The organism is Curtobacterium sp. NPDC087080, from assembly GCF_044745105.1.
Classification (GTDB): Bacteria; Actinomycetota; Actinomycetes; order Actinomycetales; family Microbacteriaceae; genus Curtobacterium.
Genome location: NZ_JBIUZP010000002.1, coordinates 373,840 through 387,215 on the forward strand (window position 1 = coordinate 373,840; position 13,376 = coordinate 387,215).

General features: G+C 71.1%; 13 protein-coding genes. 7 read left to right on the forward strand and 6 right to left on the reverse strand.

Translation table 11 applies throughout. The features are described 5' to 3' along the window. Window positions 1-33 precede the first annotated feature (33 nt). From mtnN to ACIPEQ_RS06025, 3 genes are all read left to right on the forward strand, one after another. Complete coding sequence (gene mtnN, locus ACIPEQ_RS06015) at window positions 34-744, forward strand: 5'-methylthioadenosine/S-adenosylhomocysteine nucleosidase (protein ID WP_402714470.1); 711 nt, start codon at window positions 34-36, stop codon at window positions 742-744. 417 nt (window positions 745-1,161) lie between these two features. Next, window positions 1,162-3,111, forward strand: a complete 1,950-nt coding sequence (locus tag ACIPEQ_RS06020) for a potassium transporter Kup (RefSeq protein WP_402714471.1) — start codon at window positions 1,162-1,164, stop codon at window positions 3,109-3,111. Between the two features lie 82 nt (window positions 3,112-3,193). After that, a complete protein-coding gene (locus ACIPEQ_RS06025; protein ID WP_126890214.1) occupies window positions 3,194-3,412 on the forward strand; it encodes a hypothetical protein in 219 nt (72 codons plus the stop codon). A gap of 42 nt (window positions 3,413-3,454) precedes the next feature. On the opposite strand, the gene ACIPEQ_RS06030 is transcribed toward ACIPEQ_RS06025, so the two are convergent. Together ACIPEQ_RS06030 and ACIPEQ_RS06035 are read right to left on the reverse strand one after the other, a co-directional pair. After that, window positions 3,455-4,333, reverse strand: a complete 879-nt coding sequence (locus tag ACIPEQ_RS06030; RefSeq protein WP_402714472.1) for a DUF808 domain-containing protein — start codon at window positions 4,331-4,333, stop codon at window positions 3,455-3,457. A 48-nt stretch (window positions 4,334-4,381) separates the two neighbouring features. Continuing rightward, window positions 4,382-4,690 (reverse strand): hypothetical protein, encoded by a 309-nt coding sequence (locus ACIPEQ_RS06035; protein WP_402714473.1) that lies wholly within the window; start codon window positions 4,688-4,690, stop codon window positions 4,382-4,384. 64 nt (window positions 4,691-4,754) lie between these two features. On the opposite strand from ACIPEQ_RS06035, the gene ACIPEQ_RS06040 reads away from it, so the two are divergent. Beyond that, window positions 4,755-5,039 (forward strand): hypothetical protein, encoded by a 285-nt coding sequence (locus ACIPEQ_RS06040; protein ID WP_126890210.1) that lies wholly within the window; start codon window positions 4,755-4,757, stop codon window positions 5,037-5,039. 6 nt (window positions 5,040-5,045) lie between these two features. On the opposite strand, the gene ACIPEQ_RS06045 is transcribed toward ACIPEQ_RS06040, so the two are convergent. Next, the gene (locus tag ACIPEQ_RS06045; protein ID WP_402714474.1) at window positions 5,046-5,468 is read right to left on the reverse strand and encodes a VOC family protein; all 423 of its coding nucleotides are present in this window, start codon (window positions 5,466-5,468) and stop codon (window positions 5,046-5,048) included. Window positions 5,469-5,586: 118 nt separating this feature from the next. Between ACIPEQ_RS06045 and ACIPEQ_RS06050 the strand changes: the two genes are divergently transcribed. Continuing rightward, entirely contained in the window at window positions 5,587-6,192 is a 606-nt protein-coding gene (locus tag ACIPEQ_RS06050) for a nucleotidyltransferase domain-containing protein (protein WP_402714475.1), read from the forward strand. 239 nt (window positions 6,193-6,431) lie between these two features. Here ACIPEQ_RS06050 and ACIPEQ_RS06055 read toward each other — a convergent pair whose 3' ends face one another. Then, the gene (locus ACIPEQ_RS06055; protein WP_250368414.1) at window positions 6,432-7,022 is read right to left on the reverse strand and encodes a TetR/AcrR family transcriptional regulator; all 591 of its coding nucleotides are present in this window, start codon (window positions 7,020-7,022) and stop codon (window positions 6,432-6,434) included. A 119-nt stretch (window positions 7,023-7,141) separates the two neighbouring features. Beyond that, on the reverse strand, window positions 7,142-9,334 hold the full coding sequence (locus ACIPEQ_RS06060; RefSeq protein WP_250368415.1) for an MDR family MFS transporter: 2,193 nt from the start codon (window positions 9,332-9,334) through the stop codon (window positions 7,142-7,144). 182 nt (window positions 9,335-9,516) lie between these two features. On the opposite strand from ACIPEQ_RS06060, the gene ACIPEQ_RS06065 reads away from it, so the two are divergent. Then, a complete protein-coding gene (locus ACIPEQ_RS06065; protein WP_402714476.1) occupies window positions 9,517-11,349 on the forward strand; it encodes a DEAD/DEAH box helicase in 1,833 nt (610 codons plus the stop codon). 167 nt (window positions 11,350-11,516) lie between these two features. Here ACIPEQ_RS06065 and ACIPEQ_RS06070 read toward each other — a convergent pair whose 3' ends face one another. Beyond that, entirely contained in the window at window positions 11,517-12,446 is a 930-nt protein-coding gene (locus ACIPEQ_RS06070; RefSeq protein ID WP_402714477.1) for an NAD-dependent epimerase/dehydratase family protein, read from the reverse strand. Between the two features lie 119 nt (window positions 12,447-12,565). Here ACIPEQ_RS06070 and ACIPEQ_RS06075 point away from each other — a divergent pair, with 119 nt between their 5' ends. Next, window positions 12,566-13,315, forward strand: coding sequence for a TetR/AcrR family transcriptional regulator (locus ACIPEQ_RS06075; RefSeq protein ID WP_402714478.1), 750 nt, complete (start codon window positions 12,566-12,568; stop codon window positions 13,313-13,315). Window positions 13,316-13,376 lie beyond the last annotated feature (61 nt).

The following is a 13,376-nucleotide window of genomic DNA, read 5'->3' on the forward strand; positions in this document are numbered from 1 at the left end:
GGCACGACGCCCCCGCCGTGCGAGGATCGATCGGTGCACTCCCGAGCAACGCCCGTCGCCGTCGTCATCGCCGCGATGACCGAGGAACTCTCCGCCGTCGCCACCCTGCTGGGCGGCGTCGTCATCGACGACGGACCGGTGGGTGGACACGACGAGCACCACCTGCTCGACGTCGACGGTGCGGTGGTCGCCCTCCGGCGCAGCGGCATCGGCTTCACGAACGCGACGGCCGCCACGGCGCACTGCTACCACGACTTCGGCGCCGTCCCGGTGCTGAGCGTCGGGACCGCCGGCGGGCTCATGCGCGGCATCGAGATCGGCGACGTCGTCGTCGGCGAGCACTACGTGAACATCAACGCGGACGCGACGGCGTTCGGCTACGCGCTCGGGCAGGTCCCGGGGATGCCGCCGCAGTACGCGCCCGATCCGCACATGCTCGCCCGGGCCGCCGCCGCGCGGACGCCGTACCGCATCCGGTCCGCCACGATCGGGTCGAGTGAGGTCTTCGTGACCGAGGGACGCGCCCGCGCCCTGCGCGAGGTCTTCCCCGCGGTCGCGGCCGTGGACATGGAGTCCGCCGCGATCGCCCAGTTCGCCCACGTGCACGACATGCCGTTCCTGTCGATCCGGGGGATCAGCGACCTCTGCGCCCCCGACGGGGACGAGTTCCGCGAGCACCTGGACGACGCGTCGGCGCGCGCAGCGCGCGTGGCGCACGACGTGCTGCTCGACCTGGCGGCCTGAGACCGCACCCCGGTACCCACCGACGGACGGGAGGCGCGTCACCCGTCGGTCCCGCGCCTCCCGTCCGTCAGCCGCTCGCGGCGGCAGGTCGGTGACCGCTCAGCGGCGTCGTCGGCTGGCCAGCAGGCCACCGAAGACGAGCACCACCGCGATCACGAAGACGATCAGCTGGGCCGGCTCGAACCCGTCGAGGTCCATGGTGCACTCCTTCCGCGCGCGGGACGTCCGCGCTCGCGTCGCCCCGAACGGTAGGACGCGGTTCCTGTACGCGTCGAGGGGCCGGGGTACGAGTCCTGCACGACAGCCGGTCTCCGCACACTCGAGCACGGATGGGTGTCCGCCGAGAACACCGGGGCGCGAGCGGTGCAAGGATGATCCGCGGCCGTCGCCCGGACGACCCCGACGGAAGTGACGAGCGTGACCGACACCCGCTCCCCGGCGCCGACGAGCGACACCGTCGACGACCCCTCGCACGGCCCCGCGAAGGGCGTCGCCGCCCTCGCCCTGGCCGCGCTCGGCGTCGTCTTCGGCGACATCGGCACCAGCCCGCTGTACGCCCTCCGGACGGTGTTCACCATCGACGGCGGCATCGTCAAGGCGAACCAGGAGGACGTCTACGGCGTCATCTCGATCATGTTCTGGAGCGTCACGATCGTCGTGTCGATCAAGTACGTGCTCGTGCTCATGCGCGCCGACAACGACGGCGAGGGCGGCGTGATGGCGCTCGCCGCACTGGCCCGGCGCCTGTACGCGAAGCGTCGTGGGGGAGCGACGGTCTTCCTGGTCATCGGCATCATCGGCGTCTCGCTGTTCTACGGCGACTCGGTCATCACACCGGCCGTCTCCGTCCTCTCCGCGGTCGAGGGCCTGTCGACCGCGGCGCCGTCGCTCGAGCACCTCATCGTGCCGATCGCGGCCGTCATCCTGGTGCTGCTGTTCCTGGTCCAACGGTTCGGTACCGGCAAGGTCGGCAACCTGTTCGGACCGGTGATGCTGCTCTGGTTCGTCGTCATCGCCGTCGCCGGGGTGCCGCACATCGTCGCGCACCCCGGTGTCCTGCAGGGCCTGTCGCCGACGTGGGCGATCACCTTCCTCGTCGCCCACCCGTACATCACCTTCGTGGCGATGGGCGCCGTCGTCCTCGTCATCACCGGAGCCGAGGCGCTCTACGCGGACATGGGCCACTTCGGCCGTCCGCCGATCCTGCGCGCCTGGTTCTTCGTGGTGTTCCCGGCGCTCGTGCTGAACTACCTGGGCCAGGCGTCGCTCGTGCTCGAGGACCCCTCGGCGGCGAAGGACCCGTTCTTCCTGCTCTTCCCGGACGCGCTCCAGATCCCGGTCGTCGTGCTCGCGACGATGGCGACGGTGATCGCGAGCCAGGCGGTCATCTCCGGTGCCTTCTCGCTCACGCGCCAGGCGATCCAGCTCGGGCTGCTGCCGCCGCTCACGATCCGGCAGACCTCGCGTGAAGAGGGCGGCCAGATCTACCTGCCGGCCGTCAACCTGCTGCTCTTCATCGGCGTGCTCGCGATCATGCTCGCCTTCCGGTCGTCGGCCAGCCTGGCGACCGCCTACGGGGTGTCCGTGACCGGCGCGCTGGTCGTGGACACGCTGCTGCTGCTCCTGGTCGTCAAGCCACTCTGGCACTGGGCGACGTGGAAGCTCGTGCTGGCTGCCGTCGTCTTCGGTGGACTCGAGCTGACCTTCCTGGCCGGCAACCTGTCGAAGATCGTGCACGGCGGCTGGGTCCCGCTGCTCATCGCCCTCGCGGTGATCACGCTGATGACGACCTGGCGTCGCGGACGGCAGCTCGTGCAGGAGGAACGCAAGGAACGCGAGGGGTCGCTCGCCGACTTCATCGAGCGCATCAACACGAAGCACATCCCGCGGGTCGAGGGGGTCGCGATCTTCCCCCACCCGAACAAGGAGACGACCCCGCTTGCACTCCGCGCGAACGTCGAGCACAACCACGTGGTGCACCGGACCGTGCTCATCGTCTCGGTGCTCACGGCGAACGTGCCGCACGTGCCGCACGCGAAGGCGTTCTTCCGCGACGACCTCGGCTACGAGGACGACGGCATCGACCACATCACGGTGAAGTTCGGGTTCTCCGACGACCAGGACCTGCCGCGGGCCCTGCACGCAGCCTGCCTGGCCGAGGTGCTCGACATCGACCCGGACGAGATCGTGAAGGCGTCGTACTTCATCTCGCGCGGTGCGCTCCGGCCGCAGCCGGGCAACCGTGGCATGGCGCGCTGGCGCAAGAAGCTCTTCGTCGGCCTGGCCCACAACGCCGCCGATCCTGCGGCACGGTTCGGCCTGCCGGCACAGCGCACGGTGACGATGGGCAGCGACGTCGAGCTCTGAGGACCGTCCAGGCGGACGGCGTAGCGTCCGACGGGTCGTTCCGCCACCCGGGCTCCTGCGGCACCGAACGGAAGCCGCACCCATGGCACACCGGAACGACCTCACCTGGCAGCAGGACGGCGACGACTCCTGGTCGGCCTGGGCCGACGGCCGCCCGGTCGCGCGGATCACCCACGGCCGACAGTACGAGCTCGTCTCGCAGGACGGCACGGTCCGCGGCTCCCACAGTGCGCTCGGCAGCGCGCAGGCGCAGCTCGAGGCCTGGCACCAGTGGGCGACCGCCACGGACGACGAGGACTGAGACCGCCGCCGTCCCGACGACGCCCGCGGGCGGACCCGGCGGTCAGTGCGAGCGACCGCGCAGCCGGCCGATGCCGAGCACGACGCCGACGACGACCATGCCGAGCACGAGCCCGAACACGGCCGACACGGCGGTGTCGACGATCCACGTGACGACCGGACCGGTCGCCTCGACCGCGTGCTCGACCGCGTGCAGCAGCTCGTACGGTCCGGTCCAGAACGTCTCCGCCAGGTTCGCGATCACCAGGTGCCCACCGACCCAGAGCATCGCGACCGTCCCCACGATGCTGATGACGCGGAACACCGTCGGCATCGCGCGCACGATCCGCGCCCCCGCACGGCGGGTGCGCCGCGAGTCGTTCTTCATCATCTGCAACCCGATGTCGTCGACCTTCACCAGGAGTGCGACGGCGCCGTAGACCAGGGTCGTCATCCCGAGCCCGATCAACGCGAGGGCGCCGACCTTCGGCCAGAAGGCGAGCCCGGTGTCGAGGCTCGACAGCGCGATGAGCATGATCTCGGTGCTCAGGATGAGGTCGGTGCGGACCGCGCCGAAGACGAGCTTGGGCTCCGTGGTTGGCTGTGCGTCACCGGCGGTCTCGTGGTGCACGCCGAACCACTCGGTCACCTTCTCGGCGCCCTCGAAGCACAGGTACGTGCCGCCGATGACGAGCAGCCACGGCAGCACCCACGGGGCGAACGCCGACAGCAGCAGCGCGAGCGGGATGATGATGACGAACTTGTTGAACAGGCTGCCGAGCGCGATGCGGCCGACGACCGGGAGCTCTCGGGCCGGTTGCAGTCCCTGCACGTACTGCGGTGTGACCGCGGCGTCGTCGATCACGACCCCGGCGGTCTTCGCGCTGGCCTTGAGGGCCGCGGAGAGGATGTCGTCCACCACGGCGAGCAACCCGACTGACATGTCGCTCACCCTACTGGAGCGGTCCCCGGCGCCCGGCCGCCTCCCTGCTCAGTCCGCGGAGCGTCGGGCCGTCAGCCTGCCGGCGCCCACCGGCAACGCCCCGCTGCGGTAGGCGAAGCCGTCGGCGTCGCCGACCGTGCTGCTGGCCATGCCGAAGCGCCACAGGCGGTTGAAGCAGGAGACCCCGATCGTGGTGGAGCCGTCCTCGGCCACCGCCCACGTGCCCGTGCCCCACTGGGCGGGGTGACCGATGCCGTCGATCGTCACCGTCGGCCGGGCACCCCAGGTCAGCCGGGGACGCCCGAGGTCGAGGGTGATCCGGCGCTTCGTCGTGCCGGACGGCAGCGGGGAGTCCATGCGGTCAGGGTACGGCGTGCCGGACCCTGAGTGCGCCCTGGTGCTGGTCCGTAGGATCCGCTGCATGGCTGACTTCACCGCTGCACAGGCCGCCGTCGTCCGGATCGAACGCGCGGAGGAGGGCCGTTGGGACCTGACCGTGATCAGCGACTCCGGGGTCCGGATGGGCCACGGCGTGTACCTCTTCGACGCAGCGTCCGACGATGCCGAGGACGAGCAGGCCGCAGCGCTCGACTTCGTGCGGGGCTACGGGTTCCGCTTCGAGTCCGACGCCGTCGTCGCCGACGGGCCGGACGCGTTCTGGGCGCCGCTGCTCCCGCTCGGGTCCGACCAGCACGCGGAGGGCTGACCCGGCTCAGTCCGTGGTGTCGAGGGCGGCGCCTTCGAAGCCGATCAGCCACGTGACGCCGAAGGTGTCACGCACCGTGCCGTCCCAGTCACCCCACGGCCGTTCCTGCAGGTCGTCGACGACCGTACCGTCCGTCGCCAGGTCGGTGAACCACCGGCGGAGGACGCCGGGGTCGGCGGTCCCGAGCAGTGCGAGCAGCAGGCCGGAGGCCGCGAAGGGGGCGTCGTCCCGACCGGCGTCGGCGGCGAAGAGCCGGACGGAGCCGACGAGTTCGCCGTGCGCCACGGCCTGCGGTGGCCCGTCGTCGCGTCCGGCGTCCTGGTACGAGGTGGTCCGGACCTCACCGCCGAAGACCTGCTGCCAGCGGGCGAGCGCGGTGCGGGCGGTGCCGGGGAGGAAGAGGTACGGGGTCGGTGCGGTGCCGTCCATGAGCCGACGCTACCGCCGGAGCGTCCGGCTGGCGAGGGGGCGTTAGGGAGCCTGGATCGCTCGAGCAGTGCACTGGTAGTATTTCACCGCAAACGGTAGTTTTCTACCTGGCGGATCGATGCAGCTGCAGGAGACGATGCGAACGGTCACGCCGACCGTGGACGGCGATCTCCTGTCGGCCGTCGTCCGCGCTGGTCGACCCGTCACCCTGCGGGAGATCGTCGACGCGATCGGTGGTCGCTCCTACGCGGGTGTCCGGAACGCCGCGGATCGTCTGGTCGAGCAGGGGGTGCTGCTCGGGGGCCGTGTGGGTCGGACCAAGACGTTCGTGCTCGACAATGACCACCTCGCGGCAGACGCGATCGTGGCCCTGGCCCGTCAACGCGAGGAGTTGCTGCGGCGGTTGCGGGACGGCTGTGCCGAGATCCCGCTGCGGTTCGCTGCGCTCTTCGGTTCGGGCGCCCGCGGCGACATGCGCTCGGACAGCGACCTGGACCTCTGCTTCATCGTGGTCGACGATCGTCGCGAAGCGGCCGAACCGCTCGTCCACGACCTGTGCGATCGGGTGCGGCGCTGGACGGGGAACGCGACCCATGCCGTGCTGTTCGACGAAGGAGACCTCGACCCGCAGGACGAGCTGTTGGCGTCGGTGGCGGCGGAGGGCGTTGTCATCGCAGGTGATGGTCGATGGCTGGCCAGGAGCCTCCGTACCCTGGCTGGATGACTCCGCGCACGGGCACCACCGCCGTCGGGGACGATGCCTTCCGGCGTGGTCGCCTGCGGAAGGCATCGCGCGACATCTCGAGGTGCTGCTCGCGGTCAAGAACAAGGCCGAGTACAACGCGCGCTCGGTGAGCGACACCGACGTCGCTCGTGCTCATGCCGCCGCTGCCGCGCTCGAGGCGTTCGCGAGGTCGGTCTGAGCCAGGGCCCGCGCTGAGCAGGCGGGCCGGTCGACCTCGGTCAGCCCGCGGCGATCGCGCCCATCTCGGCGACGACGGTCCGGAGCTTCGCCGCGAGTTCGTCGCTGTCCCCGACGGTGTCACGGTGCGCAACCTCGGACAGGGCCGACAGCACGAGTCCGACGGCGGTGCGGGCGGTCTGCTCGTCGGTGCGCGACGAGACCGTGGCCAGGAGTGACTGCCGCGACTCGGCCATCCACTGCATCACCATCGGGGCCATCTCCGGCCGGAGCACCAGGAGCTCCTTCATCCGGCGGCGGTCCTGGGAGAGCGGGACGGTCGCAGCGATCAGGACGCAGAGGTCGTCCACGAGCCGGCCGTCCGCCTCGGCGAACCGCGTCGCCGCCCACTCCGGCACCTCGACGGTGTCGAGGCCGAGAGCGGCGTGCGCCTTCGACGTGAAGTAGTTGAAGAACGTCCGCGGGGAGACGTCGGCGTCGCTGCAGATCTGCTCGACGGTGACGCCGTCGAGACCGTGCTCGGACACGAGCGTCAGGGCGGCGTCGTGGAGCGCCTGCCGGGTCTGCTGCTTCTTCCGCTCGCGCAACGTGCACGGCGCGGTGGTCGGCTCCGGTGCTGCTGTGGTGCTCACGTGCACTCCTGTGGTGCTGGGCGGCCACCGTGTCCAGCGGTGGCCCGGGTCGTGTGTGCCGGTCGTGCCCGGCACGGGGAGGCCGCCCGCGCCCCGGCTGGGGTGCGGGCGGCCGAGGGTCACCGGCGCTGGGTCGGCGTGGAGCCGGTCATCGGTCCGGTGAACGATCCGGCCTCGGCTGCTGCGAGCCCGGCGCGGGCCTCGAGCTCGGCCTCGGGGGATGCCTCGTCGGACGACGACCCGTTGGCGGCGTCGTGCTGCTCCTGCAGGGCCGAGCGCTGGCGCAGCGGCGGCACCCGGAAGAACCAGGTGAGCACGAAGGCGAGCAGGATCACGCCGAGTCCGACCCAGTAGATCGTGACGGACGAGGCGTTGAAGCCCGCCATGAACGGCCGCGTGAGGCGGCTGTCGGCGCCGGTGAGGAACGAGGTGTCGTTCGTGCTGGTCGCCGCGGAGTCCGAGCTGGCGCCGTCGTCGATCTTCTTCGCGAGGGCCGGCGTGAGCTCGTCCACCCAGTACGACCGCTGCGAGGCGTTCGACCAGTCGACCGACACGGTGCCGTCCTGCACGCTGGCGTGGGCCTGGTCGGCGACGGCCTCGAGGGCTGCGGACTCGGCTGCCGGGGTGGCCGCCGCGACCTGCTGGTCGATGACGCCCTGCGCCGCGGCTGCGGGCACGGCGCCGGCTGCGACCCGCTGCTGCACGGCCGCGGTGACCTGCTGCGTGACGGCCTGGTCGGCCGCCTGCTTCGCCTGGGTCGACGCGTCGTCGAGCTGCGACTGCACGGTCTGCTGGAGCGGGGTGGTGATCGGGGCCCAGATCTTCTCGATCGCGCCCTGGTTCGCCGGCTTGCCGGCGACGGACGGGTCGAGTGCCGCGGACAGCGCCGGCTTCAGGTCGGCCTGGTTCGCGGTCGCCGTCAGGATGTTGTTCGGCATCACCGAGAACAGGATCGACAGGAGGACGGCGGTGCCGAGCGTGCCGCCGATCTGGCGGAAGAACGTGGCCGACGAGGTGGCGACGCCCATGTCCCGGGCCTCGACCGAGCCCTGGGACGCCAGGGTCAGCGACTGCATGACCGAACCGAGCCCGAGCCCGATGAGGAACATGCCGATCATGAGGAACCAGAGCGGCTTGTCGATCGTCATGAAGGTCAGGACGACGTAGCCGGCCGACACCAGGAAGGTGCCGATGACCGGGAAGATCCGGTAGCGGCCGACGCGGGCGACGATCTGACCGGAGGTGATCGAGGCGATCATCAGCCCACCGACGAGCGGCAGCGTGGCGAAGCCGGACTCGGTCGGGGTCAGGCCGACGACGATCTGCAGGTAGAGCGGGATGGTCAGCATGGCGCCGAACATCGCGAAGCCGACCAGGAAGCCGATGACGGTCGCCATCGAGAACGTGCCCGAGCGGAAGAGCTTGAGCGGGATGATCGCCGCGTCGCCCATCTTCGACTCGACGAGCAGCAGCGCGACGAGCCCGAGGGCACCGATCACGTAGCTGGCGATCGCCGCGGGGGAGCCCCAGCCCCAGGTGCGGCCCTGCTCGGCGACGAGCAGCAGCGGGACGAGCGTGACGATGACCGCCGTGGCGCCCCACCAGTCGACCTTCGGCTTGTCGCCCGTGCCGTGCACCTTCGGCAGGTGCAGGAAGACGATCACCATGATCAGGGCGGCGACGCCGATCGGGACGTTGATGAGGAGCACCCAGCGCCACCCGGTGATCCAGAGGATCTCCGAGGAACCCGCGAGCAGACCACCGATGAGCGGACCGATGACGGACGAGATGCCGAACACGGCGAGGAAGTAGCCCTGGTACTTGGCGCGCTCGCGCGGCGCGAGGATGTCGCCCATGATCGCGAGCGGGAGCGACATGAGCGCGCCCGCACCGATGCCCTGCACGGCGCGGAAGGCCGCGAGCATGAGCATCGAGGTGGACATCGAGGACAGCACGGCGCCGAGGATGAACACGACGATGCCGAAGATGTAGAGCGGCCGGCGTCCGAAGATGTCGGAGAGCTTGCCGTAGATCGGCGTCGCGATCGTCGACGTGATCAGGTAGGCCGTGGTCACCCACGCCTGCTGGTCGAGCCCGTGCAGGTCGTCGCCGATGGTGCGGATCGCCGTGCCGAACACCGTCTGGCCGAGGGACGACAGGAACATGCCCGCCATCAGGCCGTAGATCACGAGGAGGATCTGGCGGTGCGTCATGAGCGGCTGCTGGCCGGGTGCGCCGGACACTCCGGGTGCCGCGTCGGGCCCGGCGCCGTGGCGGCCGGGCTGCACCGAGACGGGTGCGGTGGCGGTCATCGAACTCCTTTTTCGTACTGTGTAACTTTGCAGACCGCGCAACGATACATCCGATGGTTCCGCATTGCAACTAAATGTGGACGGACGGGAGGGGCATGGCGGGCCCGCCACGGGCCTCCCGTCCGTCCACAGCGCACCTTGCGGCGTCAGCGGACGTCCGCCGTCCGAGGTACCGTTTCCCCATGAGCACGGACACCGACACCGCCACCGAGACCACCGACGAGGGGCCCGTGGTGACCTTCGCCGACCTCGGCCTGAGCGACGCGGTGCTCAAGGCCGTCAAGGACATCGGCTACGAGACCCCCTCCGCCATCCAGGAGGCGACCATCCCGACGCTGCTCGAGGGGCGCGACGTCGTCGGCCTCGCGCAGACCGGTACCGGCAAGACCGCGGCGTTCGCGCTGCCGATCCTGTCCCGCATGGAGTCCGGCAGCAAGGTGCCCCAGGCCCTCGTGCTGTCGCCGACCCGTGAGCTCGCGCTGCAGGTGTGCGAGGCGTTCGAGCAGTTCGCGTCGCACATGAAGCACGTGCACGTCCTGCCCGTCTACGGCGGCCAGGCGTACGGCGTGCAGCTGTCGGCACTGCGCCGTGGAGTGGACGTCGTCGTCGGTACGCCCGGCCGCATCATGGACCACATCGCGAAGGGCACGCTCGACCTGTCCGCGCTGAAGTACCTCGTGCTCGACGAGGCCGACGAGATGCTCAAGATGGGCTTCGCCGAGGACGTCGAGACGATCCTGGCCGAGACGCCGGACGACAAGCAGGTCGCACTGTTCTCGGCGACGATGCCCGCGCAGATCCGCCGCATCTCGCAGCAGTACCTGACCGACCCGTCCGAGATCACGGTCAAGACCAAGACGAAGACCGCCGCGAACATCACGCAGCGCTACCTCATGGTGTCGTACCCCCAGAAGGTCGACGCGCTCACCCGCATCCTCGAGGTCGAGGACTTCGAGGGCATGATCATCTTCGTCCGCACGAAGAGCGAGACCGAGACCCTGGCCGAGAAGCTCCGCGCCCGCGGGTACGCCGCAGCCGCCATCAGCGGTGACGTCGCCCAGGCGCAGCGCGAGCGCACGGTCAACCAGCTGAAGTCCGGCAAGCTCGACATCCTCGTCGCCACCGACGTCGCCGCCCGTGGTCTCGACGTCGACCGCATCACCCACGTCGTGAACTTCGACATCCCCGTCGACATCGAGTCCTACGTCCACCGCATCGGCCGCACCGGTCGCGCGGGCCGCAAGGGTGACTCGATCAGCTTCGTCACCCCGCGCGAGCGTCGTCTGCTCTCGGCCATCGAGCGCCACACGAAGCAGCCGCTCACGCAGATGCAGCTGCCCACGGTCGACGACGTCAACGAGACGCGCCTGAGCCGGTTCGACGACGCGATCACGGCGGCGCTCGAGCAGCAGGACCGCATCGAGAAGTTCCGCGACGTCATCGCGCACTACGTCCGCAACCACGACGTCCCGGCAGAGGACGTCTCGGCCGCGCTCGCGGTCGTGGCGCAGGGTGACTCACCGCTGCTGCTCGACCCGGCCGACGACCAGCTCCGCAACCAGGTCGACCGCGACGGCCGTCGTGGTGAGCGCCGTGACCGGGACGACGACCGCGGCGGCCGTGAGGACCGCGGGCCGCGCCGGTCGCAGCCGATGACCGCCTACCGCATCGAGGTCGGGCGTCGCCACCGGGTCGAGCCGCGCCAGATCGTCGGCGCGCTCGCGAACGAGGGTGGCCTGCGCCGCGACGACTTCGGCGCGATCCAGATCCGGCCGGACTTCTCGATCGTCGAGCTGCCCGAGAGCATGGACCCCGGTGTGCTCGACCGCCTGTCGGACACCCGGATCAGCGGGAAGCTCATCGAGATCAAGCCGGACCGCCGCGGTGGTGCCCGTCGGGACGACCGCGGTCCGCGCGGGCCCCGCCGCGACGACGACCGTCCGCGCCGGGACGACCGCCGCGACGACCGTCCGCGCTACGACGACGACCGTCCGGCACGCAAGCCGCGCCACTGACGGCAGCCAGCACCGGCGTCAGCCAGCGCCGGCGTCAGCGAGTGCTGGTGTCAGCCAGCGCTGATGTCAGCGAGCGCTGACGTCGGGGCGGGCCTGGCCAGGTGACCGGCCACGGGTCGGGCGTGCGCCGTCCCCGTGGGGTGGGTCGCGCCTCCAGGCCGGTCCGTTCAGGCGGTCAGCCCGTCCACCGTGCGGCGGCAGACCTCGTCCCACGGCGTCGGACCGAAGCCGAAGTGCGCTCGCGTCGCCGTGTCGTCGACGACGTAGGGCGCCGACCACTGGTACCCGAGCTGCGCGACCTCCCGCATGAACGGGACCACCGCGCCGATGCCGCGGACCAGACCGATCGGCAGCGACCGGACGCGGACGGCAGGGCGGCCGGCCGTCCGGAGCATCTCGGTGAGGACCTGTTCCTGGGTCCGCGGTGCGTTGGTCGGGACGATCCAGGTCCGGCCGTGTGACCGCTCGTCGTCCACGGCGGCGACGAGGAGTCGCGCGACGTCGCCGACGTCGGTGTACGAGTGCGGCTGGTCGGACCGGCCGATCACGGTGACGGGCTTCCCGCGCAGCGCGGCCGGGAGCACGCGGGTGACGTGCCCGTTGGCCCCGGTGCCCGGGCCGACGTAGTCCGAGCCGCGGACCTCGACCGTGCGGATGCGTCCGGCCTCGTGCGCAGCCAGGGCGTCCGCCCACATCCGCGCGCGCAGGACGCCCTTGTGGTCGGTCGCGGCATCGGGCAGGTCGGCGTGCATCGGGCCGTCGACCGGGCCGTACGGGTACAGGTTGCCGGTGATCGCGTACACGGCGCCGGTCCGCTCGGCGGTGGTGAGGAGCGAGGACGCCAGCGGCGGCCACACGCGCTCCCACTGGGTGTAGTCGCCCGGGTTGGCGCAGTTGACCAGCGCTGCCGCGCCGTCGGTGACGGCTGTCAGCGCGTCCGGGTCGGCGGCGTCGAGCCCGACGTGCCGGACGCCGGGCAGTCCGGTGTCGCGTCCGGAGCGGGTGACGACGACGACCTCGTCGCCGCGCTCGGACAGCAGGGCTGCGGTGTGACGACCGACGGGGCCGGCACCGACGACGACGTGGTGACCTGACATGGTTCCTCCTGGATTCGGGAGAGCACTGCTCTCGGGAGTCATCATGCAGCGGCTCGGGCCGGATTGCAAGAGCAGCGCTCTCGTTTGTGTGCGGTGCTCTCCCGTGGCACGCTGGGGGGATGGTGGAGAAGGCGAGGACGGCCCGGTCCCTGGCGCGGGAGACCGTGCACGCGAGCATCCTGGCGGCCGCGCGCGCCCGCCTGACCGAGGAGGGGCCGGCGCAGTTGAGCCTGCGCGCCGTCGCGCGCGACGTCGGCCTGGTGTCCTCCGCCGTCTACCGGTACTTCCCGAGCCGTGACGACCTGCTCACCGCGCTGCTGGTGCTCGACTACGACGAGCTCGGTGCCGCGGTCGAAGCGGCGGAGGCGCCCGTCGACCGCGCCGACCACGTCGGCCGGTGGGTCGCCGCGTGCCGCGCCGTCCGACGGTGGGCGATCGGGCACCCCGGCGACTTCGCGCTCCTGTACGGCTCGCCGGTGCCCGGGTACGTCGCGCCCCAGGACACGGTGGAGCCCGCCTCGCGGACGACCCACGTGCTCGTCCGCGTGGTCACCGACGCATGGGCGGACGTCGCCGGGTCGGAGCTGCCGCCGGACTGGACGCTCGGTGCCGGTCCCTCGATCGGCTCACGACCCGGGGCACCCGGTGCCGTCGCCGACGCGGTCGCCTACACACGGGCGCGCGGCTTCCACGACGACCCGTCGGCCGAGGTCGTCCTGCGGACCCTGATGGCCTGGACGACCGTGTTCGGCGTCCTGTCGTTCGAGCTCTTCGGGCACGCGGTCGGTTCCGTGACCGACCCGGCGGCCTACTTCGACGAGGTGATCGTCCGCCTGGCGCACGACCTGGGGCTCGCCGAGTCCCGTTGAGGCGATCTCACCACCCGAACGGGGCGGCGGGCTGACAGGCGTGCCCTGCCTGCGGTAGACA

Excerpts from the sequence above, each read along its gene's own strand:
- ACIPEQ_RS06025 (WP_126890214.1), top strand. The coding sequence starts at position 3,194 with ATGGCACACCGGAACGACCTCACCTGGCAGCAGGACGGCGACGACTCC.
- ACIPEQ_RS06030 (WP_402714472.1), bottom strand. The coding sequence starts at position 4,333 with ATGTCAGTCGGGTTGCTCGCCGTGGTGGACGACATCCTCTCCGCGGCC.
- ACIPEQ_RS06035 (WP_402714473.1), bottom strand. The coding sequence starts at position 4,690 with ATGGACTCCCCGCTGCCGTCCGGCACGACGAAGCGCCGGATCACCCTC.
- ACIPEQ_RS06040 (WP_126890210.1), top strand. The coding sequence starts at position 4,755 with ATGGCTGACTTCACCGCTGCACAGGCCGCCGTCGTCCGGATCGAACGC.
- ACIPEQ_RS06045 (WP_402714474.1), bottom strand. The coding sequence starts at position 5,468 with ATGGACGGCACCGCACCGACCCCGTACCTCTTCCTCCCCGGCACCGCC.
- ACIPEQ_RS06050 (WP_402714475.1), top strand. The coding sequence starts at position 5,587 with ATGCAGCTGCAGGAGACGATGCGAACGGTCACGCCGACCGTGGACGGC.
- ACIPEQ_RS06060 (WP_250368415.1), bottom strand. The coding sequence starts at position 9,334 with ATGACCGCCACCGCACCCGTCTCGGTGCAGCCCGGCCGCCACGGCGCC.
- ACIPEQ_RS06065 (WP_402714476.1), top strand. The coding sequence starts at position 9,517 with ATGAGCACGGACACCGACACCGCCACCGAGACCACCGACGAGGGGCCC.
- ACIPEQ_RS06070 (WP_402714477.1), bottom strand. The coding sequence starts at position 12,446 with ATGTCAGGTCACCACGTCGTCGTCGGTGCCGGCCCCGTCGGTCGTCAC.
- ACIPEQ_RS06075 (WP_402714478.1), top strand. The coding sequence starts at position 12,566 with ATGGTGGAGAAGGCGAGGACGGCCCGGTCCCTGGCGCGGGAGACCGTG.